18 protein-coding genes and 1 pseudogene are annotated in these 24,333 nt (G+C 61.4%); 5 read left to right on the forward strand and 14 right to left on the reverse strand.

Annotation, left to right across the window (positions count from 1 at the left end; translation table 11 throughout):
• Positions 1-21 precede the first annotated feature (21 nt).
• The 4 genes from IFT65_RS02430 to IFT65_RS02445 form a co-directional block, all read right to left on the reverse strand.
• Entirely contained in the window at positions 22-3,087 is a 3,066-nt protein-coding gene (locus IFT65_RS02430; RefSeq protein WP_192079862.1) for an efflux RND transporter permease subunit, read from the reverse strand.
• Positions 3,084-4,196, reverse strand: a complete 1,113-nt coding sequence (locus IFT65_RS02435; protein ID WP_192079864.1) for an efflux RND transporter periplasmic adaptor subunit — start codon at positions 4,194-4,196, stop codon at positions 3,084-3,086. Before IFT65_RS02435 ends, IFT65_RS02430 begins: the two co-directional genes overlap by 4 nt.
• Positions 4,197-4,261: 65 nt before the next feature.
• Positions 4,262-4,888, reverse strand: coding sequence for a TetR/AcrR family transcriptional regulator (locus tag IFT65_RS02440; protein ID WP_192079865.1), 627 nt, complete (start codon positions 4,886-4,888; stop codon positions 4,262-4,264).
• Between the two features lie 9 nt (positions 4,889-4,897).
• Positions 4,898-6,226, reverse strand: a complete 1,329-nt coding sequence (locus IFT65_RS02445; RefSeq protein ID WP_197973952.1) for an MFS transporter — start codon at positions 6,224-6,226, stop codon at positions 4,898-4,900.
• Between the two features lie 120 nt (positions 6,227-6,346).
• Here IFT65_RS02445 and IFT65_RS02450 point away from each other — a divergent pair, with 120 nt between their 5' ends.
• Positions 6,347-7,252, forward strand: coding sequence for a LysR family transcriptional regulator (locus IFT65_RS02450; protein ID WP_192079867.1), 906 nt, complete (start codon positions 6,347-6,349; stop codon positions 7,250-7,252).
• 105 nt (positions 7,253-7,357) lie between these two features.
• Here IFT65_RS02450 and IFT65_RS02455 read toward each other — a convergent pair whose 3' ends face one another.
• The 5 genes from IFT65_RS02455 to IFT65_RS02475 form a co-directional block, all read right to left on the reverse strand.
• Positions 7,358-7,759: a tautomerase family protein gene (locus IFT65_RS02455; protein ID WP_192079868.1), complete on the reverse strand. Its 402-nt coding sequence runs from the start codon at positions 7,757-7,759 to the stop codon at positions 7,358-7,360.
• A 99-nt stretch (positions 7,760-7,858) separates the two neighbouring features.
• The gene (locus tag IFT65_RS02460; RefSeq protein ID WP_192079870.1) at positions 7,859-8,218 is read right to left on the reverse strand and encodes a hypothetical protein; all 360 of its coding nucleotides are present in this window, start codon (positions 8,216-8,218) and stop codon (positions 7,859-7,861) included.
• A 34-nt stretch (positions 8,219-8,252) separates the two neighbouring features.
• Positions 8,253-9,455, reverse strand: a complete 1,203-nt coding sequence (locus IFT65_RS02465; protein ID WP_192079872.1) for an MFS transporter — start codon at positions 9,453-9,455, stop codon at positions 8,253-8,255.
• A gap of 101 nt (positions 9,456-9,556) precedes the next feature.
• Positions 9,557-10,462 carry a LysR substrate-binding domain-containing protein gene (locus tag IFT65_RS02470; protein WP_192079873.1) on the reverse strand — a complete coding sequence of 302 codons (906 nt, stop codon included), beginning with the start codon at positions 10,460-10,462 and terminating at the stop codon, positions 9,557-9,559.
• 103 nt (positions 10,463-10,565) lie between these two features.
• Positions 10,566-11,669, reverse strand: coding sequence for an alkene reductase (locus IFT65_RS02475; RefSeq protein WP_192079875.1), 1,104 nt, complete (start codon positions 11,667-11,669; stop codon positions 10,566-10,568).
• A 110-nt stretch (positions 11,670-11,779) separates the two neighbouring features.
• Here IFT65_RS02475 and IFT65_RS02480 point away from each other — a divergent pair, with 110 nt between their 5' ends.
• Positions 11,780-12,688 carry a LysR family transcriptional regulator gene (locus IFT65_RS02480; RefSeq protein ID WP_192079877.1) on the forward strand — a complete coding sequence of 303 codons (909 nt, stop codon included), beginning with the start codon at positions 11,780-11,782 and terminating at the stop codon, positions 12,686-12,688.
• A 76-nt stretch (positions 12,689-12,764) separates the two neighbouring features.
• On the opposite strand, the gene IFT65_RS02485 is transcribed toward IFT65_RS02480, so the two are convergent.
• Complete coding sequence (locus IFT65_RS02485) at positions 12,765-13,721, reverse strand: AraC family transcriptional regulator (RefSeq protein ID WP_192079879.1); 957 nt, start codon at positions 13,719-13,721, stop codon at positions 12,765-12,767.
• A gap of 105 nt (positions 13,722-13,826) precedes the next feature.
• Between IFT65_RS02485 and IFT65_RS02490 the strand changes: the two genes are divergently transcribed.
• Both IFT65_RS02490 and IFT65_RS02495 read left to right on the forward strand, forming a co-directional pair.
• Positions 13,827-15,065, forward strand: coding sequence for an MFS transporter (locus tag IFT65_RS02490; protein ID WP_192079881.1), 1,239 nt, complete (start codon positions 13,827-13,829; stop codon positions 15,063-15,065).
• Between the two features lie 135 nt (positions 15,066-15,200).
• Positions 15,201-15,563 carry a hypothetical protein gene (locus IFT65_RS02495; RefSeq protein ID WP_192079883.1) on the forward strand — a complete coding sequence of 121 codons (363 nt, stop codon included), beginning with the start codon at positions 15,201-15,203 and terminating at the stop codon, positions 15,561-15,563.
• A gap of 344 nt (positions 15,564-15,907) precedes the next feature.
• Here IFT65_RS02495 and IFT65_RS02500 read toward each other — a convergent pair whose 3' ends face one another.
• Entirely contained in the window at positions 15,908-21,508 is a 5,601-nt protein-coding gene (locus IFT65_RS02500) for a DUF3320 domain-containing protein (protein WP_192079885.1), read from the reverse strand.
• A 117-nt stretch (positions 21,509-21,625) separates the two neighbouring features.
• Between IFT65_RS02500 and IFT65_RS02505 the strand changes: the two genes are divergently transcribed.
• Positions 21,626-22,375 carry an abortive infection family protein gene (locus IFT65_RS02505; protein WP_192079887.1) on the forward strand — a complete coding sequence of 250 codons (750 nt, stop codon included), beginning with the start codon at positions 21,626-21,628 and terminating at the stop codon, positions 22,373-22,375.
• Positions 22,376-22,415: 40 nt separating this feature from the next.
• Here the strand turns inward: IFT65_RS02505 and IFT65_RS02510 are convergent.
• The 3 genes and pseudogenes from IFT65_RS02510 to IFT65_RS02520 form a co-directional block, all read right to left on the reverse strand.
• Positions 22,416-22,750, reverse strand: a pseudogene (locus IFT65_RS02510) (IS3 family transposase); the annotation flags it as partial.
• Positions 22,751-22,826: 76 nt separating this feature from the next.
• Positions 22,827-23,285, reverse strand: coding sequence for a BLUF domain-containing protein (locus IFT65_RS02515; protein ID WP_192079890.1), 459 nt, complete (start codon positions 23,283-23,285; stop codon positions 22,827-22,829).
• A gap of 482 nt (positions 23,286-23,767) precedes the next feature.
• Positions 23,768-24,217 (reverse strand): GNAT family N-acetyltransferase, encoded by a 450-nt coding sequence (locus IFT65_RS02520; protein WP_192079892.1) that lies wholly within the window; start codon positions 24,215-24,217, stop codon positions 23,768-23,770.
• Between the last annotated feature and the right edge of the window lie 116 nt (positions 24,218-24,333).

A 24,333-nucleotide genomic window follows, 5' to 3' on the forward strand; every position in this document is an offset into this window, starting at 1 on the left:
TAAAAGAGGTCCGGGTCGCTGTCAGACAGCGGGGGCTTTTTCCGCCCGGACCTTGAACCAGATGGCATACATCGCCGGGAGGAACACCAGCGTCATCACCGTGCCGGCGATGGTGCCGCCGATCAACGTGTAGGCGAGCGTTCCCCAGAACACCGAGTGGGTCAGCGGAATGAACGCAAGCACCGCCGCCAAGGAAGTCAGGATCACCGGGCGCGCGCGATGCACCGTCGCCTCGATGATGGCGTGGAAGGTCTCCATCCCTGCTGCTTCGTTCTCGTGGATCTGCCCGATGAGGATGAGCGTGTTGCGCATCAGGATGCCCGACAGGGCAATCAAACCCACCAGCGCATTGATGCCGAACGGCTGCTGGAACAGCAGCAGGGTCGGCACCACGCCGATCAGCCCCAACGGACTGGTCATGAAGACCATGATCATCGCTGAGATGGAGCGTACCTGCAGGATGATGATCAGCAGGGTCACCGCCAACATGATCGGGAACAGCGGCAGCATCGCGCTCATGGCCTTGCCGGATTCCTCGATGGAGCCCGCCTGGGTGATGGCGTAGCCCTCGGGCAGCGAGGAAATGAGCGGCTCCAGCTGCGTGCTGATCGCGGTGGATACGTCCGGTGGCTGCAGCGCATCGTCAATGTCACCGCGCACGGTGATGGTGGGAACGCGATCACGACGGCGCAGCACCGGCTCTTCCATCCGGACCTCCACCGCGCCGATCTGGGACAGGGGCACGCGCTGGCCAGCCGCCCCGACCAGGGTGAAGTCCGCAATCCGAGCAGGATCCAGCCGTGTTTCCCCACCGGACCGCGCCACCACTTCAACGGTGCGGATGTCCTCGCGAACCGCCGTCACCGGCACCCCGCTCAGGAAGAACTGCAGCTGCTGCGAAACAGAGGCCGAGGTCATCCCCATCGCCTGCAGGCGGTCCTGATCCAAGGTGAAGTGCAGCGTCGGCGTGCGCACGCCCCAGTCGCTGTTGACGGTGCGCATCATCGGGCTGGCGTGCAGGGTCTGCTCGACCTTGGCCGCTATGCCACGGATCACGTCGACATCTGGTCCGCTGACCCGATAGGCCACGGGATAGGGCGAATAAGGACCAAACACCAGCTGCGTCACACGCACGCGTGCTTCCGGTGCCAGTCCCTCGGACACCGCCTGACGCAGCTTTGCTTTCAGGGAATCGCGCTGTTCCTGGCTGTCGGTGCGCACCACGATCTTGGCAAACGCGGGATCCGGTAGTTCCGGCGAGATGGCCAGATAGAACCGTGGCGCCCCTTGGCCGTTGTAGGCCGTGACGATCTTCGATTCTTCCTGCGCAGAAAGCCATTTCTCGACCTTCCGCGTCGACAGGCTGGTCTGTTCGATGGCCGTGCCGTAGGGCATCTGCACTTCGACCAACACCTCCGGGCGATCAGAGATAGGGAAGAACTGCTTCTTGACCAACCCCATCCCCACCACCGAAAGCACGAACAGCGCAATCACCGAGCCAGCGGCAAGCCACTTGCGCGCAATCACACGCGTCAGGATCGATCGGAAACGGTGGTAGCGCGGCGTGTCGTAGAGACTGCTGTGCCCGCCTTCGACGGTCTTGAGTTCGGGCAGCAGCTTCACGCCCAGGTAGGGCGTGAAAAACACCGCGACCACCCACGACACGATCAGCGCGATGCCCACGATCCAGAACATGTTGCTGGTGTATTCGCCCGCGGTGGACCGGGCAAAGCCATTGGGCATGAAGCCCACGGCGGTCACCAGCGTGCCCGCCAGCATGGGGGCTGCCGTGTGACTCCACGCGTAGGCCGATGCCTTGACCCGGCTGTAGCCCTCTTCCATTTTCACCACCATCATTTCGATGGCAATGATCGCGTCGTCGACCAGCAGGCCGAGCGCCAGGATCAACGAACCCAGCGTGATGCGGTCAAAGTTCTTGCCGGTGGCGGCCATCACCATGAACACCGCAGCCAGCGTCAGCGGCACGGCCGCCGCCACCACCACACCCACCCGCCAGCCCATGCTGACGAAGCAGACCAGCATCACCACCAGCAGCGCGGCGAAGAATTTCATCATGAACTCGTCTACCGACGAGCTGATGTTCACCGCCTGATCGGTGACCTTGTCCAAGGCCATCCCCACCGGCAGCCCGTCGTTGATCTTCTTGACCTCTGCATCGAGGGATTCACCAAGATCCAGGCCATTCCAGCCGTCACGCATGACGATGCCCAGCAGCATGGCCGGCTCGCCACCGTTGCGGATCATGAAGGTCGACGGATCCTCATAACCCCGCTTGACGGTGGCAATATCCCGCAGCTTCAGCGTCCTGCCCTGTGCCACGATGGGCGTATCCCGGATCTTTTCCAGCTGATCCAGCGCACCATCCAGGCGAATGAAGATCTGCGGCCCTTTGGCCTCCACAGAGCCGGCCGGCGTGAGGGCGTTCTGGCCGTTCAGCGCCCCGAACACGTCCTGCGGTGTGATGCCGAGGTTCGCCAGCCGCTCATGGGACAGCTCCACATAGATGCGCTCGGACTGCTCGCCGATGATGTTGACCTTCTTTACACCGGGCACGTGAAGCAATCGCTGGCGCAGGGTCTCCGCATCGCGCGCGAGCAAACGGAACGGCTCCCCTTTCGCTTTCAAGGCGAACAGCGCGAAGGTGACATCCGCATATTCGTCGTTGACCATCGGACCGATGACGCCCGCCGGCAGATTGGCGGCTTCGTCTGCCATTTTCTTGCGCGCTTGATAGAACTCTTCCTGCACGGCCGAAGGGGGCGTGCCGTCCTGCAACGTCAGCGTGGTGAAGGACAACCCCGGTCGGGTATAGGTTTCGCTGCGGTCGTACCAGCGCAGCTCCTGCAGGCGCTTTTCCAGCTTCTCTGCGACCTGGTCCTGCATTTCCGTCGGCGTGGCGCCCGGCCAGGCCGTGACCACGGTCATCACCTTTACGGTGAACGCCGGGTCCTCGGCGCGGCCCAGCTGGAAGAAAGAGACGATGCCGGCAACAGAGATCAGAAAGATCAGAAAGACCGTAATGGCGCGCTCGCGTACCGCAAGCGCTGAGAGGTTGAAGCCACTCACGGACGCACTCCGTCTGCCGCGGCGTTGCTGGCCGTGTCAGCCAGGCGAACCAGCTGGCCTTCGCGCAGCAGATGGGCGCCTAGGGCCGCCACGCGATCCGATGCGTTCAGGGCACCCGCAACCAGGGCGTGGTCATCGCCCAATTGCTTGACCTCTACCGGCATCCAACGGGCTTTGAGCGGCTTACCGCCGATCACCCAGACGCCGGGACCGGTGCCAGGATCGAACAGCGCACCCAGCGGCACTTCAACGCCCGCGGACGCGCCGGCAGGTACAGCACCGGCCATCTCTACGGCCACCGTTGAACCCAAGGGCAGCGCCGTGCCGCCCTCTTCCAGGGTGTAGCGCGCTTCAAACGTGCGGGTTGCGGGGTCGGCCGATTCGGAGAGCACGCGCAACCGGGCGGGAATCTTTACGCTCCCCCCGAACGCGGACGCCGAGGCCACCGAGCCGATCGAGGGACGCAGCGTCTCGGGCAGTTGGACCAGCGCCTCTCGACTACCTGCACGGGCAAGCCGGGCGACGATCTGTCCCGCCGCGACGACCTGGCCGGGCTCCGCGGAGATCGACATCACCACCCCATCGGCATCGGCGACGAGCACGGTGTACTGGCTGGCATTGCGTGCAACCCGGGATTGCGCCTCGGCCGCCTTGAGCTGCGCCGATGCTGCATCTGCCGCCGCTTTGATCTGATCGTAGGCCGACCGGGACACGACGCCCTTGGTCGCCAGATCGCGGTACCGCGCTTCGTCCGCGGTGGCCTGCACGCTTTGCGCCCGGGCCGCGTTAACGGCTTGCTGTTGCGAGGCCGCTGCCAGGTTCAGATCAAGCGGATCAATCCGGTAGAGCACATCGCCTCGCCTGACGGTCTGACCGGTCTCTACCAAGCGCTCGGTGACTTTGCCCCCCACGCGGAAGGCGAGATCGCTCTGCACGCGGGCGGCGATGGTACCGGTAAACGTGCGCGCGTTTCCTGCGGCCGGTTGCACCTGAGCAACCCGGACGATGGGCGGAGCGGTCCGGGGGTCGACGTCTTCCGACTTTCCGCACGCCACAAGGAAAAGCGGAACAACACAGGAGAGGGCTATGACTACAAGACGGCGCCGCATGCGGTCTTCCGGAGTGGGATATCCGGATGCATTCTGTTCCTAGTGACCGTTTTCGTCAATGGTCACTATCGTTGTGGCGCAAGGCTCCGCAGGACCAGCTGCTGCAGCGCTTGAGGGTGTTCAGCGTGCAACGCCTTCAGATGGGGAAGCGTTACGGGGTTCAGGTACGGGGCCAGCAGCTGATAGACCGCGTGGCTCGTCATCTGCAGGTCTGACACGGTCTCGAACTCGCCCGATGCACGCCCCTCTTTGAGGATGCCCTCGACCTGTTTCCGGATACGGGCCTGGTAGGCCTGCGCCGAGGGCCACTGATCGGTCGCGGCCGCGACCGCGATTTCGTAGAGGCGCCGGTCCTGCAGAAACAGCCTAAGACTGGACTCGACAATCACCGTGAACAGCACCTGCAGCTTCTCTGGCGGCGCAGCCGTCGCACTGAGTGCCTGATGCACGTCCGCTTCGATCTGACTCAGGCAGTTGGCACAGATCACTTCGCCGATGGCCTGCTTGGACGGGAAGAACTTGTAGATGTACGCCTTCGAAAAGCCGATGGCCTTGGCCAGGTCGGACACCGTGGTCTTGTCATAACCGTAGTGGCTGAAGTGCGCCGTGGCCGCCTCGATGATCTGGGTGCGCACATCATGCTCAGCGGGGCCGCGGACGGTCTCGGGCGCTGCGGAGAGTGGAATTGTCATTGCGGGAGGTTAGCGCTGCTCGGTTTTGTGGGCAAATGGTGGCGGGGGCACCGGAGCAGAAAACCCGTGCCGCCTGGCTGCCCACACCACCCCCAGCGCCGCCACCAAAAGCCCCAGCAAGACCGGCGGGAAACCGTGGACGCCCACCCGCTCAAGCAGCACGCCTCCCACCAGGGCGCCGCCGGCAATCGCCAGGTTCCACGCCGTGACCAGCATCGCCTGTGCGACATCTGCAGCGTCCCCTGCCACGTTGGCCAATGCTGTCTGGAACAGCGTCGCCGACCCACCGAACGCCAGGCCCCAGGCTGCCACCGCCACATACACGACCTTGGGCGCATCACCGGCCACGCCGAGCGCCAACGCGGCCATTCCGAACAACGCCATGCTGGCGAGCGTCAGTGCACGCAGCCGACGGTCGATCAGTACACCAACGATCCAGATCCCCAGCAGCGACGAGACGCCGAACACCAGCAGCACCACGTCTGTCCGCTCCACCATGCCCGCCGCCGACAGAAACGGCGCGATGTAGGTATAGAGAACGTTATGCGCCAATACGAAAGCCAGGACGACGAACAGGACCGGGCGCACGCCGGGCAACGTGAAGACCTGTCGCAGCGACGACGCCCTGCCGGCGGGCTGGCCTGCAAAATCTGGCAGTTTGATGCGTGCCCACACCATGAGCACCAGCGCCAGCGCGCTCATGATGCCAAAGCACATCCGCCAGCCGACCAGATTGCCAATGTAGGTGCCGGCGGGTACGCCCAGCGACAGCGCCAACGGTGTGCCGACCATCGCAACCGCAATCGCACGGCCCTTCTGATGGGCCGGAACCATGCGCGCGGCGTAACCGGCCAGCAGCGCCCACACCAGTCCGGCCGACACGCCCGCCACAAAACGCGCCGCCATGGTCAGCACATAGCTGGCAGAAAATGTCGTCACGGTATTGGCCACTACAAAGCCCGCAAGGGCCGCCAACAACAGGGGTCGGCGACGTAGGCCCTGCGTCGAGGCCGTCAGTGGAATCGCCGCCAACAGGGAGCCCACGGCGTAGAGGGTGACGGTCTGCCCGACCCAGGCTTCAGACACCGCCAGACTGTGCGCCATCTGCGGCAACAGACCGGCAGGCAGCGCTTCGGTCAGGATGGTAATGAACGCCGCCATCGCCAGCGCCAGCAGCGAGGCCAGCGGCAGGCGCTCTTGGGCGGCAGTGCCCCTCTGCGTCGTCAGGGTTGCGGGGCGGTCGTCAGCCAACACGGGACGGAACTCAGCCTGCTCCACACGCTGGGCCAGCGATGAAGGCCGGAGATGCTCGCGCAGAGAAATTGGATGACGCGCCATGGCATTGAACTCGTTTCGTGGGTCAGGCCATGACGATAGATACCGGGCGATTAAAGAAAAACTGGGCTACAGTTCCTCGATGTGCGGAACACCTTGTCCGCAATGGACAGTGAAAAGATCATGGACAGCCTGAGCGGCTTCGTGGTGTTCGTGCAGGTCGCCGAAACGCGGAGCTTCGTCGCGGCGGGACGGCTGCTGGGCGTATCGGCGTCGGCGGTGGGGAAGAGCGTGGCGCGGCTGGAAGAGAAGCTGGGGGTGCGCTTGTTCCACCGCAGCACGCGCAGCGTCACGTTGACGGCCGAGGGCACGCTCTTCCTGGAGCGCAGCCGCCGCATCCTGGCTGAGATCGAGGCGGCCGAAATGGAACTGTCGCAGGCAAGCGCCGCCCCGCGCGGACGGCTGCGGATCAGCCTGCCGCTGGTCAGCTCGCTGGTGCTGCCGGTGCTCGGCGAGTTCATGCAGGCGTACCCGGAGATCGAGCTCGATCTGGACTTCACCGACCGGATGGTCGACGTGATCGAAGAAGGCTTCGACGCGGTGGTTCGCACGGGCGAGCCGGCCGATTCACGCCTGTCGGCCCGTCGGCTGGGCGCCTTCCAGATGCGGCTGGTGGCCTCGCCGGTGTATCTGACACGTCGAGGGACGCCCATGGCGCCAGACGATCTACGGCAACACACCTGCCTGCACTACCGCTTTCCCAACAGCGGCAAGCTGGAGACCTGGGCACTGGTGCAGGCATCAGGTGACCCAGAGTTACAGCTGCCCACGTCGATGATCTGCAACAACATCGAGACGCGCGTCTGTTTTGCACTGCGCGGGCTTGGGATTGCCTACCTTCCGGACTTCGCGGTGCGCGAGCCGTTGGCTGATGGCCGGCTCACGCCGATCCTGAGTGACTACGTGCAGCGCAGCGGCGTGTTCCATGTGCTGTGGCCGGCGAGCAAGCATCCCTCGCCGAAGATCCGGGCGCTCGTTGATTTTCTCTGTGAGCGGGTGTTTCCGGATGTGGAGAGCAGGGGAATTTGAGTGGGCAGTCGGCTGCATCGCTCACTTTTTCGGATGTGGCCGTAGTCCAAGGGAATCACCGTCAGGCCAGCCGCAACGAAATCCTGAAATGCACCGATAGGCGCCTTAGAGCGAGGCACCAGAGATGTAACGGTACTCTTGCGTCTTCCCCTCATAGCCCCACGCGTCTGCATGCACTTCGTGGATCACGATGTAACTCGCAGGTGCCAGTGGCCCGAAGATTTCAGCCACCGCATCAAAGACCTGGCGGACGTACTGGGACTTTTCATTCTTGGTATTGGTCCCCTCGGTTACCTTGATGTCCAGGTAGAACGTCACCACGTCCTGCCCCGCAACACGCTTGCCACCGATGTACCAGCTTTCAGGCGACGTTGCCTTTATCTCGACCGAAGTGAGCTCGCGCTTCTTGCCGAGCACGGTCGCTGTAAGCTCCGTGAGGACACGTGCGACGTCGTCTGACTGGGCTTGCGATGCGTCCGCAGAGACATGGAAACTGAGATACGGCATACCGGGACTCTCCGAAGGTGGCGAACGCGCTATCTGAAGTGTACCGGACCGGGATGTTCAGTCACGCGCGCGTCCGCAGGGCCCGCACTTCCTCGATATCTACCACTCGACAAAACGCAAGCCACTGAAAGACCGATAGCTCGCTCCCATCTCAAACACTTTTGCTACAAGTCCGGCGACCTCACCTATGGCGACCTGTTTTGAGTACGAGCCGCGCTCTTCGATGACGGGAAAGTCGACAAGAACGATAGTGAGATGACTCGCATCTTCAACGTCGTCTGGAATGCCCTCGGTAAAATAGAACTGGACTGTGTTTCCGGAACCATCCGTGATACCCAGAAAGTTACCCTCCACCCCTCGGACTTCATCGGACCAGACCAACTGCGTCTGCGCGAGATCAAGCTCCACGGGGGCATCAGACGTTGGCCCTTCGCCGCAGTCATTCCAGTACGCCTTCATGCCATTCCCTTATTTTGCAGTGCCAGTGTTTGAGTCAAGTGCCCTGCCCGGCTTGTTGCGGCATGTCCTCTGACGGCTCGCTCATCCACCGCCTCTGCAGGTACAGCACCACGAGGGCCAGCACCGCGGCCGACGCGCCCGTCAGCGGGACGGAAGCCAAGGTCGCAAAGCTTATCGTGAGGCCTCCCAGCGCACCACCCAGCGCGGTCCCCAGATTGAAGGAAGCGATATTCAATCCCGCTGCCACCGAACTGTAGGCAGGAATGAAGCGCTGAGCCAGCCGGAGCAGCCGAAGGGTCAGCAGCGTCACAATAGAAAAGAAGCAGATGCCCAGCGTGCCGATCAGAATCATCATCGGGACCGGCATGCGTGCGAAGCCGTACAACCCCAGCAGATTCAGCGCCAATGCGATCAACGCAAATCGGATACTGCGATCCACGTCCATCGCGTCGGCAAGGAATCCACCCAGCAGATTGCCTGCGATCGCACAGACGCCGAACAACAACATCCCCAGGCTCAGCCACTGCATATCCACCGCAGTTACCTGCTGCAAGTAGGGCGAAACGAACGTAAAGAACGCGAAGGTGGCGATGCTGACGAGTGCGCCGATACTGGCCGTCACCAGCAGCTGGGGATGGGCGACCGCCTGGATGCCCTTCCACGCGCCGCCGCCGGTTGAGTCCACCGCGACCTCGCCGCGTGGCATGGACAGTGCCAATCCCAGCATTCCCCCCACACTGAGTACGCCGATGGCCAGGAAGACCACCCGCCAACTCCACAGGCTTCCCAGATAGGTGCCCAGGGGAACACCGATTGCCAATGCAAGCGTCAATCCAATCCACACCACCGACAGCGCCCGGCCTGACCGCTGTGGATCCACGAGCCTTGTCGCTGCGTCGGAGGCCACCGCCATGAACACGCCGTGGCCCAGCCCGACCACGAAGCGAACAACCAGCAGGAACACCAGATTGGGTGACGCGCTCATCAGCAAGCTGCCCACCCCAAGCAATGCCGTTGCCAGAAGCAGGATGTTCCTGTCCCGCCAGTGGGCGACCAGCGCAGTGAGGAAAGGCGCACCGATGGCGGCGCCCAGTGCATAGGCGGCGATGGCCGTGCCGACGAGGGAGATTGGTGCATCAAGGTCGTCGGCAAGCGCGGTCAACAGGCCAGCGACAACGAACTCGGAAAGGCCGAACGCGAATGCGCACAGCGAAAATACATAGATGGCGGCAGGCATTTAAAATCCTCAACAGCGATGCTGCCGAAGCGTAGTGGCTGGCGTGGCGCTGGTGAAGGACGCTCTACATACTGCAGCAAGACGCGGCGCGTCTTGTCAGGTCACGACGCTGACAGACTCTGCAGGACAGCCTGTATCAGCCGGTCGCGGAGTGTGGATGCCCGGGTTTCGTTCCACGCCATGAACAGGTCCAGGCGGGCCATTTCATCGGATGGGTCCGCCTGGAGTGGGCGGAACACTACATCTTCCCGCGCAGTCGTCGCCAAGGACGCGGGGAGCAGTGCCACACCAAACCCGGCGGCCACCAAGGCGATCAGGGTCTGCATCTGTCGGCCGTGCTGCACGATGTTGGGAACGAACCCTGCTGCCTGGCAAAGGCTGATCAGCTGGTCATGGAACCCCTTGCCAAGCGTCCGCGGTGAGGCGACGAACGCATCGTCCTTGAGCGACGCCAGCTCAATGGTCGGGGCCGCTTCCAGCCGATGGCCGGCGGGCAGCGCCACGTAAATCCGTTCGCTGGATACGGTGGCCATGCGCAAGTGCGGGACAGACGTTCCTGGCGTCCGCATGAATCCGATATCCGCCCTGCCCTGCTCCAGCGCGATGACCTGCTCCTGGGTCGTGGCCTCCACCATGGTGAACGCAACGCCGGGGCAGGCGTTTCGAAAACCACGCAGTGCTCGTAACAGAGGGGTATAGGGCGCAATGTTGATGAAAGTCAGCGTGAGGTGGCCCTCAATCCCCCGCGCAACCCGTCGCGTCTGCGCTACCCCCTCCTCCAAAGCGCTCAGGGTGGTGCGCGCCGTGACAAGAAATGCCGCACCGGCCGGGGTCAGCGCCACACTGCGATGGGTGCGCACGAAGAGAGGTGCACCGACAGCGCTCTCAAGCTTGCGGATCGCCTGGCTCAGCGGGGGCTGCGCCATGTGCAACCGCTCGGCAGCCCGATTGAAATGGAGCTCTTCGGCGACGGCAACGAACTGTTGGAGCAGGCGGGTCTCTATCACTGAAGCGCCACACCTCTGGTTTCCCTGGATCGGGCGTGTTCAACATAGCAAATCAGTGAGCGGATGATCGCCCCTTCCGGGGCCGATCATCCATCTCTAACGGTCAGGTAGCCCGCGCGTAATCGGTGTATCCCTCTGCGCCGCCGCCGTAGTACGTCGCGCGATCAGGCAGCGCGAGCGGAAGGTCGCTCTCCAGTCGCTCTACCAGGTCGGGGTTGGCAATGAAGGGCTGGCCGAAGGCTGCCAGATCGATTACTCCCTCCTCGACCAGCCTCAACGAGGATTCGCGGGTCATGCCACCGGCCAAGATAACGACCCCGCCATAAGCACGCTTGAATGTGCGCAGGAACGCTTCGTCGAGGGCTGACTCGCCATGGGAGAAATTGTTGTTGAGGTGGACGTACGCGAGATCCCGGGTGCCCAACTCTTTGGCGAGGTACAGATAACTGGCCTCGTTCTCCGCGTACTCCGGCATGTCGAACTGACGGTTATTCGGAGCCAGGCGGATACCCACCCTGCTCGACCCGATCCGGCTGGCGATCGCATCGACCGTATCCAGGATCAGGCGCGCCCGATTCTGCAGCGAACCACCGTAAGCATCCGTCCGGTCATTCGTCACCGGGTTGAGGAACTGCTCGAACAGGTAGCCGTTGGCGGCGTGAATCTCGATCCCATCAAAGCCGGCCTCGCGCGCCCGCTGGGCCGCCTCGACAAAGTCGCTCACAACCCGTTGCACCTCTTCGGTTTCGAGTGGGCGCGCCTGACTTGGCTCCGCCGTCCCACGCGACCCGTCTTCGCGGTAGATGAAGGCAAAACTCTTCGAGCTGGAAGCAACCGGCCGGCTGCTTGCGCTGACCGGAGCCGCACCGCCGGGCTGCAGAGAGGAGTGCGACATGCGCCCTACGTGCCACAGCTGGGCGAAGATCCTGCCCTGGTCCGCATGCACTGCGTCGGTCACACGTTTCCAACCGGCAACCTGTTCCGAGGACCACATCCCCGGGACATCAATGTAACCCTGACCTTCCGGCGACACGGGCGTTCCCTCGCTGATGATCAAGCCCGCACTGGATCGCTGTGCGTAGTATTCCGCCGTCAACGCGTTGGCAACGCAGCCAGGGTTCCGGGCGCGAGTCATCGGCGCCATCACGACGCGGTTGCTAAGCGGTGTTCCAGCGAGGTCAAAGGGTGCAAACAGCTTGGGTGTCATAACGGACGTCTCGAACGATGTAGTGACTACCAAGATAAGGTTGACAGGATGCGGCATAAAGGAGCCAACTATCCCCTCATTAGGGAACACAATTCCCCAATAGGATCCGCATGCTTGCTGTCGAATCCCTGACAGGTTTGACGACCTTCGTGACCGCCGCCCGGTCGACTACGTTCACGGAGGCAGCCGAGACGCTCGGGATATCGCGGTCGGCCGTGGGCAAGGCCATCGCGCGACTGGAGAGCAGGCTGGGGGTGCGCCTCTTCCATCGCACGACGCGGCGAATCGCCCTCACGGCGGACGGCGAATCCTATTTCGCCACATGCGCTGCCGCGTTGGAGGAAATCGCCAGCGCCGAGGCATCTTTGGCGTCCAGGTCATCCCTGCCTGTCGGAAGGCTACGCATCGACATGCCGACCTCGTTCGGGCGCCACGTACTCCTGCCGATATTGCTGCGCATCGGTGCTGCGCATCCCGACCTCCACTACACGCTGACGTTCACGGATCACCTGGTCGATCCCGTTGAAGAAGGCATCGATCTGACGATTCGATTCGGAGCGCTCGAACATTCAGCCAGTCTGGTTGCGCGCAAGCTTGGCCACCAACGGCTGGTGCTTTGCGCATCACCTTCCTATCTCCAGACCTTCGGGGTGCCCCGTACGATAGATGACCTCCGCACCCATCGCAGCATCGTCGGACTCCGCTATGGACAAGCCGTCCCGTGGCGCGTCGGCCCAGAGAATATGAAGCCTGGCTTTGTTCCGAGGGGGACGCACCACCTGAGCGATGGAGATGGGGTCATCGCAGCTGCGGTCGGCGGTCTTGGCGTCTGTCAAATGCCCATTTCCCTGGTGCGCCCCTATCTGGAGGCAGGCTCACTGCAGCTGGTCCTGGAGGACTGTGCGCAGCACTACATCGAGATTCACGCGCTGTGGCCTCGCACACGCAACCTGCGTCCCAAGGTGCGGTACGTCGTGGATGAGTTGCTCAGGCTTTCGGCTGCGGGGGTGTTTGACTGACTCCGCGCGTCCTGCCGATTTGTCGCGGGCCCGGGAGGGCTGTCGCGTGGGCGCAGCTGAGCGTGGCAACGTGCCGTCAGGCGAGCCGATTTCGTTTGCTCGCGCCAGGCGATTGACCGTTCACTCGTTTGAAGGCTCGGCTGAACGCCGCTTGCGAGGTGTAGCCCAAGCGAAGCGCGACCTCTTCGATCGGAAGCTGGTTGACCGAGAGCCACCGTGTCGCCAGATGCATCCGGATCTGCGTGACATATCGGAGGGGCGGCACGCCGATGGTGCTCTGGAAGCGCTCGGCGAAGACGGATCGGGACACGTGCGACTCCGCCGCCAAGGTGTCTACCGTCCAGTCCCGGCCCGGGTTGTCATGCAGCGCCAGTAATGACCGAGCCAAGCGGGGATCGCGCAATGCTGCAACCAACCCCGACGCATCGTCGCACCCCCGCTCCACCCAGCCCCGCACGATCATGGCCGCAATCACATCCGCCAGTCGCGCCAATATGCCGGCAAAGCCGATCCGACCTGAGCACACCTCGCGCTTCATTGAATCGATCAACGGCATAAGTCCAGCGAATTGGGCGTCGTTGTAACCGGCAAGCATCACGCTCGGCATCAACTTGCTCAGGCCCTGCATGCCACCAAGATCAAACGCCATGCGTCCGTAGAAGAGCACCGCACTGGGCACCGCATGCGTGCTCGGACACGTGTCGACCCCCGCCACTGAATCGCTGAGGGGCGCTGCTGAAAAGCTGTCGATGGGTCTTACCCGCTGCTTTTGGCTGGACACCAGCGAATGACCCTCGCCGCGCGGCATGAACACCGCATCCCCAGCAGTCAACACGTGCTCGCTTCCGTCGTCACAACGCAGCACAGCGCTGCCAACCGCAATGTAGTGAAAGTAGGCGTGACCCGGCTTGAACTCGAATCCCAAACCAAAGTCTGGGCCGGTCTGGATACGGCGATATTCAACGCCGTGCAGATGCATATCGCCCAGCAGCTGGTTGATCAGATCCGCAGGCGCGGGAGCATGCTCGCTCATAAAGGGCTCGGTGTTTCGATCAAAACTTCAGGTCATATGATCATAGATCATCCGGCATCGCATCCCTAGACTCTCGGCATTCCACGCTTCGTCGAGAACCATGCAATGAGTAATGTCGTCGTTGAACCGGCACGCGAGGTGCCCGCAGAGCCAGTGGGAGAGCTGCCGCCGCCGGCATGGGTCGCTGTGTTCTCGCTTGCCATGGGCGTCTTTGGGCTTCTCACGGCCGAATACTTGCCCGCAAGCCTCCTCACGCCTATGGCAACAGACCTGGGCGTGTCAGAAGCACTCGCAGGACAGGCGGTAACGGTGACGGCGGTCGTCGCTCTGTTTGCCGGACTGCTGGTGCCTGGATTGACCCAGCGGTTTGACCGACGGCATGTCCTCCTCTCTTTCACAGTGCTGATGATCCTGTCCAATCTGCTGGTCGCGGTGTCGAACAGCCTTGTCACCCTGCTGGTGATGCGCGTTCTTCTGGGCATCGCACTGGGCGGCTTCTGGAGCATGGCAGCGGCCGTGGCGATGCGCCTTGTGCCAGCAGATCGGGTGCCGCGCGCCCTCTCGATCATTTTCAGTGGCATCGCCGTGGGCACCGTCGTATCCGTTCCGCTCGGCAGCTACCTGGGCGGCTTGTTTGGCTGGCGGAGCGCCTTCTGGGCGGCTGCTGGGGTCGGCAGCCTGACGCTGCTGTTCCAGTGGTTCACGCTGCCACGTATGGCCCCTCGCTCGACCACGCATGCGGTGTCCGTAGTGGCACTGCTGCGTCGGCCCGGGATTGCCGTCGGGATGGCAGGCTGCGTGCTGGCCCATACCGGTCAGTATTCGCTGTTCACCTACATCCGTCCCGCCTTGGAAACCTTAGCGGCGATCGATGTTGATGGCATCGCCCTGATGCTGCTCGGCTTCGGCGTGGCCAACTTTGTCGGCACTCTATTTGCGGGCTGGCTGATGGAGCGCACTCTGCGCGCCACGCTCGTTGTGATGCCCGCGCTGGTCGCCATTGCGGCGCTTGGCATGGTCTTGCTCCCCGTGAACGTCACGGGGCTGAGCTTCCTCGTCTTGCTGTGGGGCCTGGCGTTCGGCGGCGTCCCGGTCGCGTGGTCGAGCTGGGTCGCTCGCGCTCTTCCGGATCAGGCAGAGAGTGCCGGCGGGATGGTGGTCGCTGCTGTGCAGTCATCCATTGCAGCAGGGGCGGCACTCGGCGGCCTCGTCTTCGGCATGGGCGGCATCACGACGGTCTTCGTGGTCGCGGCGATCACCATGCTGGTTGCAAGCATTGTTATCGCGCTGCGCGTCAAGGTTCAGGCCCAAGGCATTGGGGCGCCTGGTGGCCACTTTCTCTAGGGAAGGTCTGAGTGGAGCTGCACGAAATGCGATAGCAAGTTAACGTGCCTGGCTGCTGCGTGCCTGATGCGGGTGCTGGTCATACACCATCAATAGCGAAGGTGAGATGCTGCATGTTCGTGCGGGAGACCAACAATGCGGAAAGAAAATAATTTGCTTGCAGCGAGCGTCGTAACGCTGACAGTCGGGGTGATTTTCTGGGTGCTGGTGGCCTGGCGCACTCCGGGGGGCGAGCCTTGGGACGCGCCCGCGTACTGGACTGTCGTCTATCCCATTGCATTGGCCATTGCGGCGGTTCTAGGCGCCTGTTTTCCACGGCGCGCGTGGCTATGGGGAGTGTTGTTCATGGTGGTGCAGGTGCCGGTGGTTGTCGTGGCGTCGGGCTTTGGCCCCCTGTTGCTGGCCGGACTGGTATACACGCTGGTGCTGGCCGTGCCTGCTTTGGCTATCGCGGCGGCAGCGGGCGCTCTGCGTCGCCGCCTGCATCGTAGGGATTGAGCTTCGTGGCTCTCCCTAGGGAAGGCCTGAATAAATCTGCACGAAATCCGACGGTAGTGCCGGCCGCTGGCCGGCAGGCTAGGCAAAGTCTGAGACGATCACCCGCAATGCTCGATTTGTGAGGCAAGCGCAACCCGCAACCGACTGCTGCGGTGGATTTCGATGGAAGTGGGGCTTTGGAAGTGCCGACCGGCCCCCTCCGAACCCCGCTTACAACAAGATCTGCTGTTCAGATAGAGCGCAGAACCCGCTCGGCGCGCGAATTCACGAACGCGGTTGATCTGCTCAGACCATCCTTAGAGTCGGCGAAGATCAACGTCAAGGGTAAATGCCCCAGCGGCCGATCAGGGCACCACTAAAAGATCAGCCTTCGAAACCAATCGCCCCGCACCGGCGAGGGCCTCACAGCGATCAAGAATGACCCGCCGAAGTTGTGGACTTGTGCTCTTGTATCCCAGCTGCCGCGAGACCATCGTTACCAACTCCTCAGCCTTCGCGCCCAAATTATCCCGCACGACCTTGATCAGAGCAGAGTCGATTTCGGAAGGGGGCAGGAATTCCGGGCGGCGCAGCGTTAATGACTCGACCATCGAGCGGTCCCGTACGCGGACCTCTTTCCCCGGAACGGCCAAGAAGTCCTTGTCGATTATCTGCACCCAACCCAGCGACACTACCGACCTAATCGCCTCTTCAACCGCCTGTTGAATGCGCGAGCCAGCACGCTGCAAGCCCCAAAGCATTCGGACGCGCGTGACTACCTCGCTGCGATGAATGGGGCTTTCCACCTCAACAATCTGCCGCACAATGGTCGCGAGTTGCCCTGTTGGAACCAGATGCAATTCGAACTGATTGCTTGGCACGGCAAAGGAAGCTTCGATGTAATGCTCAGTGTCAAGCGGACTTTGCGCCTCGATGAGCCCCATCTCGGCCACTTCACCGCGATCAACGGTCAGGATCTCAACAGGCACCGCACGGTGCGAAACCTTAGTCTTGGACGCGAAGGCGCCTGCCTCGGACTTCACGCGTTCAATGGCCGCAACAAGCCTTTCAAGCTCGGCCTCCGGACGATGGAACCAGTCCGAACTCCAAACGCGGTAAACCTGCCAGCCCTTGTCACGGAGCACGCTCTCACGCAAGCGATCCCGATCACGCGCACTTCTTGCGTCTCGATACGATTGTCCGTCGCACTCGATCGCTAAGATGTAGCGCCCAGGTTCGTCCGGATTGGCAACCGCGATATCGATGAAGAAGCCAGCCAGGCCCACATCGGTGTGAAGATCGTAGCCCCGCGCGCGGAGAGCTTGGGCGACCTCTTGCTCGAACACGCTTTGCTTGGCGTCGCGCTCCTCCGCGGTGAGCGTAAGACGACCAGTCCTGGCGTAGTTCAGAAAGAGCTTCAAGGCAAAGGTACCCTTGCCCTTGGCTCGATCGGTGTCGATATCCTCATCGGTGATAGAGGTAAATATTTCGCAGCGCGACTTGGCACGGCTGATGAGCACATTCAAGCGGCGTTCGCCGCCGTCGCTGCTCACGGGACCAAAATTCATCGTCATGTGACGCTGAGCGTCACGGCCATAGCCGATCGAGATATAGATGACATCGCGCTCGTCACCTTGGATGTTTTCCAAACTCTTCACGAAGAAGGGCTCTGCCGGATGATCCGCAAAGAATCCTTCTGTTTCCGGGTGCTGGCGGCGCAGCAATTCCAGCTCGTCGAGAATGGCACGACGCTGTGCAGTGGAGAAGGTCGCCACACCGAGTGTGAGCTGCGGTGTGTTCTGGGCATGCGCCAGCACCGCGAGCGCTACGGCCTTGGCCTCTCTCGGATTGGTGCGCGTGTTGCCCCGGTCGTAGATGGCCTCTGGCAGATGATGCAGTCGCAAACCAACACCCGCCTCGCTGGTGTACGGACTGGGAACAATGAAGAGCTTGCCTTCATAGAACTGCTGATTGGAAACGGCGATCAGGGACTGATGGCGGCTCCGGTAGTGCCAACGAAGCATGCGCTCGGGCAAGCCTCGCGCACGGCAAAGCCCCAAGATGCTCTCAACGTCTGACGCCTGCGCCCCGCCTTCGTCGTCATCCCGGTCACCGCCATCGCCAAGGGCCTTAGAAAAGAAGCGCGTTGGCGGCAATTGTCGCTCGTCACCGACGATCACCAACTGCTTGGCGCGTGCAATAGCACCGAGCGCATCAATGGGCTGCACCTGACTCGCTTCGTCGATGACCAGCATGTCAAAGTCCAGCGCCCCTGCCGGCAGGAATTGCGCCACCGAAAGCGGGCTCATCATGAAGACGGGTTTGAGCGCCTGGATCGCGGGGGCACACCGTTGCATCAGTTGGCGGATCGGCAGATGCCCCTTCTTTCTCGCCATCTCGCCAATCAAGACGGCGGTCGGCCCAGTCGCGCCACCTTGACGCGGGATCTTGCTGTGATGCGCTTTGACGACCTCGTAGCGAGCGAGCTGCATGCGCTCTTGGTCGAGGCTTGCGAAGCTTGCCACCACTTGCGATTGCCGCTGCCCGTCAAAGCTTGCAAGGGCTCGATCGCGCTGCACCAATGCTTGAAGCACCGCCTCGTAGTAAGACAGCTCAAACACGCCCAAAGCATCAGCAACGGCGAGGTTGCCCTCAGCAAGCGCATCCACCACCGCGCCGAGTCCTTTGCGCTTGGCTTCGTTGTCGATGGCCAGATACGCCACCCAAGTCCTAAGGCCCTCCGGGTCGGCTTGCCAGCTTGCCAGCTGTGCTTTGAGCGTTGCCAAAGGAGCGTGGCTCGGATTGCGCGTGATCTCGTCGCTACCTTCAAACTGCAGGCCAACCAGAAGATCTGTTACTTCCCCTGCCAAGACGCCTGCCGACGACGAAGCGCGCTCGGCTTGGCCCAACAGCAGCTGAGGCTCACTGATACGTGCTGCCAATGGGCGAAGCTCAGGATTCTGCTCAATCCAAGACACAAGTTCGCGAAGCTCCTCCGGCTTACCTTCAAGCGCAAGCCAGAACGAGCCGAACGCAGCGCCTCCATCCTCTGCCATGGCCTCATAAGCAGCATGTGCTGCTTGTGCCTGCTGGATCTCCCCAATCACGGCAAGCGCCTGCTCAACCGGCAGATCCTCTGACCCGCGCAAGAATGCTGCCTGTTCAAATGCGGCGAACCACAGGGCAGATTTATCCGTGAGATCAGAGAGCGCAACACGCTTTAAGACTGTCTCCTCGCCCCAAGGATTACGCTCAGCTGCAAGCAGCGCTTCGTGCACGGGCGAAAGATTGCGACTGAGTTCTTCCAAGAATGGCTTCACACGCTTGGCGATCTCGGTTGCCAGCACCCGATCACCGATATCGGCCAAACGCTCGCGCACTCCGCTTCCCAAGGGACGAAGCGTACGCATCCAGGCCACGACTCCTCTGAGGAACGATGGATTCGAACGCTCACCCTGCCAATTCGAGCCAAATGCCTCTCGTCCTTGGGTGTCGTGTTCAACAATTCTTTTCTGAGCGCTCTTGGCATCCAAGAGCACATCGAGCGACCCAAGCATGTCCAGAACCGGCAGCTTGGGATTAGAAAGCAGTGTGCGGACTGTCTGATTGGCGCGACGCCAATCTCCACGCAGGAAGCGGAACAGGCTTGTGCCGCGCATGGCCAGCTGCCCACGCGCCTCTTCAAGCTCCGCGCTGTCTTTGCTCCAAGCTGCGTCTCGGAAGACCGTGGACAAGTTTGATTTTGCCCGCTGGACCGTTTCAACGTCGACCACGATATCTTCGACTGCATCAACGCCTCGGTCCCAAATGTGAGCTACCAACGCATCGCGGTCGAGTTCCGGAATGCTCGTCGCGCGCTCAGCAATGGCAACCAGTCGAAGGGCCAGATCCAGAGTAAGTGGCGCCCTCTCGGCCAGAAGCTGCGTCAACCGAGTCAGGTCAGGCAGGATCCGGGCCAAGGCACTGTGTGCAGCACCTAGCGTTGCAAGCTCTTTCCCCAAAACGAAACTGTCTGGCAAGGAACTCAAAGCGGCCCTGGTAGCGTCCCAGTCTTGCTCCACCGCCTCTACCTTGATCCGTCCCTCGACCGACGCCCTCGCCTTCTGAACGTTTTCCAGCGCATCGATGACTTTCGAAGCACGATCAGGCTCATCCCAAACCTTGCTCTGAAGCGCATTGGAACCAAGTTTCGGCGCTTCGAGCAGAGCCTTAACGCGTTGAACAGCAAGGCCGGCGTCATCAAACCGAACCGGAGGGGCAAGATCCAGCGCACTGTGAAGCTCGGTGGTAGATGCCTCCCAATCGTTCAATCGCTCGCTCACTTCCGCGACCAAAATGAGCAACCGATCGCGTTCACTCGGCAAGAGGCCGTCGTTCTGAACGCCGCTCCAAGCGTGCTCATCTGGAACGCCGATTACCTCAATTCGCTCGATAAGTTCGCGCAGGAGCGATTCCCGCTCGTCTTTTTGATGGGACGCCCAAGAGGTCGGTTCTGCGAGAGGCAGGCTTTGGGTCGTGTAGCCCAAGCGACGCAGGCGCACCATGTGTCCGAAGACTTGGTAGGCCGTCAGTCCAGACGGCTGATGAGCTTCGTGGACTCGCGCAACATGGGCGTTGAGCGTGTCGCGTCGCTCGGTGAGCTGCTCGATGATGGGCGCCGTGCTGGTTCGCTTCGGTTCACCTAGGCTCAGCGTCTGCCGAAGTTCTTCCAGAAGAGAACGCTTGTTGGCCTTGTTGCTGTGAAGCTCCAAACACGCCACGCCCACACCGACATGGTCCAACCGCCGTTTGACAACTTCAAGCGCGGCCATCTTTTCGGCCACGAACAGCACGCGCTTACCCTCAGCCACAGCGCCAGAGATGATGTTCGCGATGGTCTGAGACTTACCCGTTCCAGGCGGCCCTTGCACCAAGATATTGTTGCCTTGGAGCACATCGTGCACCACCAAGGCTTGCGACGAATCGCAATCAACGACATGACGCATCTTCTCGGGAGGGATGATGAAATCCAGATTGCTTGCTTCATCCGTCAGACTCGCACCCGGAAAGCCGTCCTGAACGACGCCGCGAAGCGTCGGGATGGACTCCATACCGCCAAGCGCCACCCAGCCTTGGGGGTCCAAGTCTCGATACATCATGAACTTGGCGAAAGAGAAAAGCCCAAGGATGGCGTCATCGCGAAGCACGCCCCAGCTTTCTTTCCCTTCCAGCATCACTTCAACCGACGCCAAGTAGGCATCTATATCGAGTGTTTCGAACTCCTCAATGCCCGGCAAACGAAGACCAAACTCGCGCTGCAGAAAAAGCTGCAATGACAAGTTCGCTTGGATGTCGTCGCCGGTCCATTTAAGGTGGAACTTCTCGCCTGCTGTGCTGCGCTCTAATTGAACGGGGATCAACACCAAAGGCGCAAAGCGGTCAGTTTGCGGCGTGGAGGTAGCGCGCCAGCGCAAGTAGCCGACCGCCAAGTAAAGGACATTGACGCCCTGCTCTTCTTGGAGCGTCCGCGCGTCCATATAGAGATCCAATAAACGCTTTTGCAGGCCCGTGGGCGTTAGGCGCGTTGTGAGATGCGCATCCCAATGCGCCTTGACGCGCCCGTTCTCATCGAGCTCAAAGTCTGGTTGCGCGATCAGATCCGGGTCTTCCGGCGCTTCATCCAGGAAAACCTCCGTGTCATCTTCATCCATGCCAGGCATCGCGCTGCCCCGCTTTGGATCTTCTTTGCCTGCTACGAAGGTGAAGCGTTTACCGTCGATGACCAAGGTCTGATACATCGCCTTGGCCAGCTCATGGGCAACCTCGATGGTCTTCGCGCGTCCGCCTCGGGGCGTGTGAAGGAGTCGATTACGCGTCGACAGATCCAAAAGCTCCAAGCGGGCCCTTTCGATCTTGTCATTAAGGCCACCAGCCCCCCGGAGCGAGGAGGACTCTTCACCTGCCTGTGCCAGCGCCGTCTGATCCATTGACTTTTCCCTGATTACGGGGCCAGGCCGGGCGTCGAACGCCCCTTCGCTGCCCCAAAGCGTCTGCCTATAATGCTCTTAATGCGACGAGTGTTCCAGCCGATTAAGGGGTGATCTGTGGGCGAGTTGCGAAGCAGTGAGATTCATTGGGTAGTCCACCACTACGTCGGCGTGGAGGGTGGCTACTTGGGCGACTTCTCCTACCGTACCCACCGCGAGTTTTATTCAGCTTTCTGCGACCTGGACCTGGATCTCGATGCCTTCGGCGGTAACACAACGCGCGAGCGATTTCTGGCCATCCTAAGTGGCGTTGAAGGACACCAACAAGCAGCCATTCTTCGAGGCATTGCCGAGAAGTATCCGCATGGAGGGGAACACTTTCGGACGCCACAGGCCTATCAAAAACTTTTAGCGCTGGCTATGCGATGCGCCGATGGGCTTTCAGTGCAAGCAAGCAACCCCGTCATCACGAGCGATATCTTGAAGCGCGCACTTGCCGACGCCAATACGCTGATCCAAAGCGCGGGCCCAACGCACGCGGTTGATCGCGTCCATACGGCGCTTCATGCCTACCTGAAAGCTGTTTGTCACGCGCAAGGCCTTGAAACACCGCCAAGCGCAACAATCACTAACTTATTCAAGCTTCTTCGAACAGAGCACCCGAGCCTGCGCGACTTGGGAAGCCAATCGGAAACAATGAACAATATTTTGAGGTCGTTGAGCAATGTTATTGACTGCCTCAATCCAGTTCGCAACCACGGCAGTTTGGCTCATGCCAACGACGCTCTGCTGGATAAAGATGAGGCCATGCTCGCGATCAACGCCGCCCGGTCCGTGTTTCAGTACCTAGACTGCAAGTTTTCCTGAAGATTGAAGACCTATCGGGCCTCGCTGCATTCAGTCAGATATCGACCTCCGTCGCCAGTCCGTGCCAACTGAAATCGTCCAATACATTCAGAAGCCGAATGCTTCGCCCATCGGCCAGCGGATCCTGCAGGAAATCCAGCGACCAGGTCTGGTTGGCCGCCTCCGGTACCGCCAGCGGCTCCAGGGTCTCTCGGATGATGCACTTGCGTGGCTTGATCCGGAGATTCAGTTCCAGCTCGCAGTAGATGCGATACACGTGCTCGTGATTCCAGGCAAACCCTTTCACGTTCCGCAGATGCAAGAAAACAGCCCTAACCCCCAGTCACGGCAAGCACTACCCATCATGACCGAAACGTCGGCGATGACCGCGTCTTCCTGGCAGACCGTTGCCTGATAGTGATGGCAGGCGTTGCTCAAATAGTCGGCCTTGCACGCACAAGCAGTGCATCGCCTACGGTTGGCTTGGGACAGAGATCGAAAGGCCGCCCACCACGTGCGGGAGCACAATCTGAGACAGCTCCTCCACGCCGGTAGGCAAGGTCTGCTCATCACGAACCGGACGGAGAGCAAAACTGTCCCACGCACTGGCCACAAGCTTGCTGATGTCCCGCTCATCCGTGGACAGCACCCGCATAGACCAGTAAGGAAAGTGGCGCCCACCTGTCCGCGCGCGGCCCAGCTCAGTAATGCCGGTGTGGGCCTCAGAATGGATCACACGGGCGAAGGCCACAGACAAGCCGTCCTCCGGCCCTTCGATGTACTGGAAGAACCGTTCGCCGTCGAATAACAGCACGCCCGTCACGCCGGCCTGCATATTGAACGCAGCGGCTTTTCGGACTAAATCTTGGACTGACGCCAGGGAAAGCCCCGGACTTGCATTGCTGGTGTAAGCAATTGCTCGAATTGGCATTGCGCCCACTTTGGGAAATATGAAAGCAGCGTGCTCATGCCCTCAAGAGCCCTTGATGCTAGGCCCACGAAAGGGTGAGGTCAACTTCACATGCGCGAGCGTACGTTCAGTGCAGGTCACAACATGGATCAGCTATGACGAACACCGGCGCATTCCAGATCCTGAGATTCGAAATGGTCCGTATTCCCGAGGCTGAAGACGAGGTGGTCGATTCCATCACGGCCCGTTGCCTGCGGTGTGGCCACGTTACCACCATCACCGACGGGGCAATCCACCACCTGACCGGGGGCTTGGTAATGCAATGCGAGCAGTGCAGCAATCGGCAAGCGCTCCCCAATGCGGGCTTGTCATCTGCTCGCTCTGACGCCGCCAGAGCGTAAATGGCCAAGTGCGGTCGCTTCGTTCTGGCCCGGCGTTGCGCGCTACCAAATTTGGCCTGACCGACGTTGCCCACGCCTGGCCGATCATTTTTTGGACGCCACTCAGGCAGCCAGAGCGCGATTCATGGGCTGATAGATAAGCCCAGCAGCTTCAGCCACCGGACCGGCCAAGGCGAATCCGTAGCGCGTGTATGCCGGCACCGAGGGCAGCGACGCGCTGACGGTGATCAAATCGGCCCGAGCCTGCGCCAGCGCCGCTTCAACCAGCTGTCGCCCAATGCCGCGCCCCTGGGCGTTCGGGTCGACGAACAGCATGGAAATGTGCCGGCCTTCCTTGAGCTCGATCACACCGACTACGCGTCCAGTCTCTTCGAACACGAACATGTTGTTGTCGCCTACGAAACGCTTGGCGAAAGATGACGCGGCTGCGATCGAGCCGAATGTCGCGACACCCTGAGCGGTAACCGTAGGAGCAACCGATTGTGCGAATGCCGCTACGCAGATTGCACTGGCGGCTTCGAAATCGTCTGGAGCGAGCGCGCGAACTGACAAGAGCTGACCTCAATCACCATCGACAGGTAAACACGATTTTACAGATGCGTTGCACAGGCGGGCTTGCATAATTGACTGCAGGCGAAGGCGGGTAACGAAATTGGTCACGGATACGG

The sequence above is a fragment of the Stenotrophomonas sp. CFBP 13725 genome (genome assembly GCF_014841935.1).
In the GTDB taxonomy this organism is placed as follows: domain Bacteria; phylum Pseudomonadota; class Gammaproteobacteria; order Xanthomonadales; family Xanthomonadaceae; genus Stenotrophomonas.

Bases quoted from the DNA above. Each gene is read 5' to 3' on its own strand.
- IFT65_RS02450 (WP_192079867.1), top strand. From the start codon at position 6,347: ATGGACAGCCTGAGCGGCTTCGTGGTGTTCGTGCAGGTCGCCGAAACG.
- IFT65_RS02465 (WP_192079872.1), bottom strand. From the start codon at position 9,455: ATGCCTGCCGCCATCTATGTATTTTCGCTGTGCGCATTCGCGTTCGGC.
- IFT65_RS02455 (WP_192079868.1), bottom strand. From the start codon at position 7,759: ATGCCGTATCTCAGTTTCCATGTCTCTGCGGACGCATCGCAAGCCCAG.
- IFT65_RS02500 (WP_192079885.1), bottom strand. From the start codon at position 21,508: ATGGATCAGACGGCGCTGGCACAGGCAGGTGAAGAGTCCTCCTCGCTC.
- IFT65_RS02480 (WP_192079877.1), top strand. From the start codon at position 11,780: ATGCTTGCTGTCGAATCCCTGACAGGTTTGACGACCTTCGTGACCGCC.
- IFT65_RS02490 (WP_192079881.1), top strand. From the start codon at position 13,827: ATGAGTAATGTCGTCGTTGAACCGGCACGCGAGGTGCCCGCAGAGCCA.
- IFT65_RS02495 (WP_192079883.1), top strand. From the start codon at position 15,201: ATGCGGAAAGAAAATAATTTGCTTGCAGCGAGCGTCGTAACGCTGACA.
- IFT65_RS02485 (WP_192079879.1), bottom strand. From the start codon at position 13,721: ATGAGCGAGCATGCTCCCGCGCCTGCGGATCTGATCAACCAGCTGCTG.
- IFT65_RS02475 (WP_192079875.1), bottom strand. From the start codon at position 11,669: ATGACACCCAAGCTGTTTGCACCCTTTGACCTCGCTGGAACACCGCTT.
- IFT65_RS02445 (WP_197973952.1), bottom strand. From the start codon at position 6,226: ATGGCGCGTCATCCAATTTCTCTGCGCGAGCATCTCCGGCCTTCATCG.
- IFT65_RS02435 (WP_192079864.1), bottom strand. From the start codon at position 4,196: ATGCGGCGCCGTCTTGTAGTCATAGCCCTCTCCTGTGTTGTTCCGCTT.
- IFT65_RS02515 (WP_192079890.1), bottom strand. From the start codon at position 23,285: ATGCCAATTCGAGCAATTGCTTACACCAGCAATGCAAGTCCGGGGCTT.
- IFT65_RS02460 (WP_192079870.1), bottom strand. From the start codon at position 8,218: ATGAAGGCGTACTGGAATGACTGCGGCGAAGGGCCAACGTCTGATGCC.
- IFT65_RS02440 (WP_192079865.1), bottom strand. From the start codon at position 4,888: ATGACAATTCCACTCTCCGCAGCGCCCGAGACCGTCCGCGGCCCCGCT.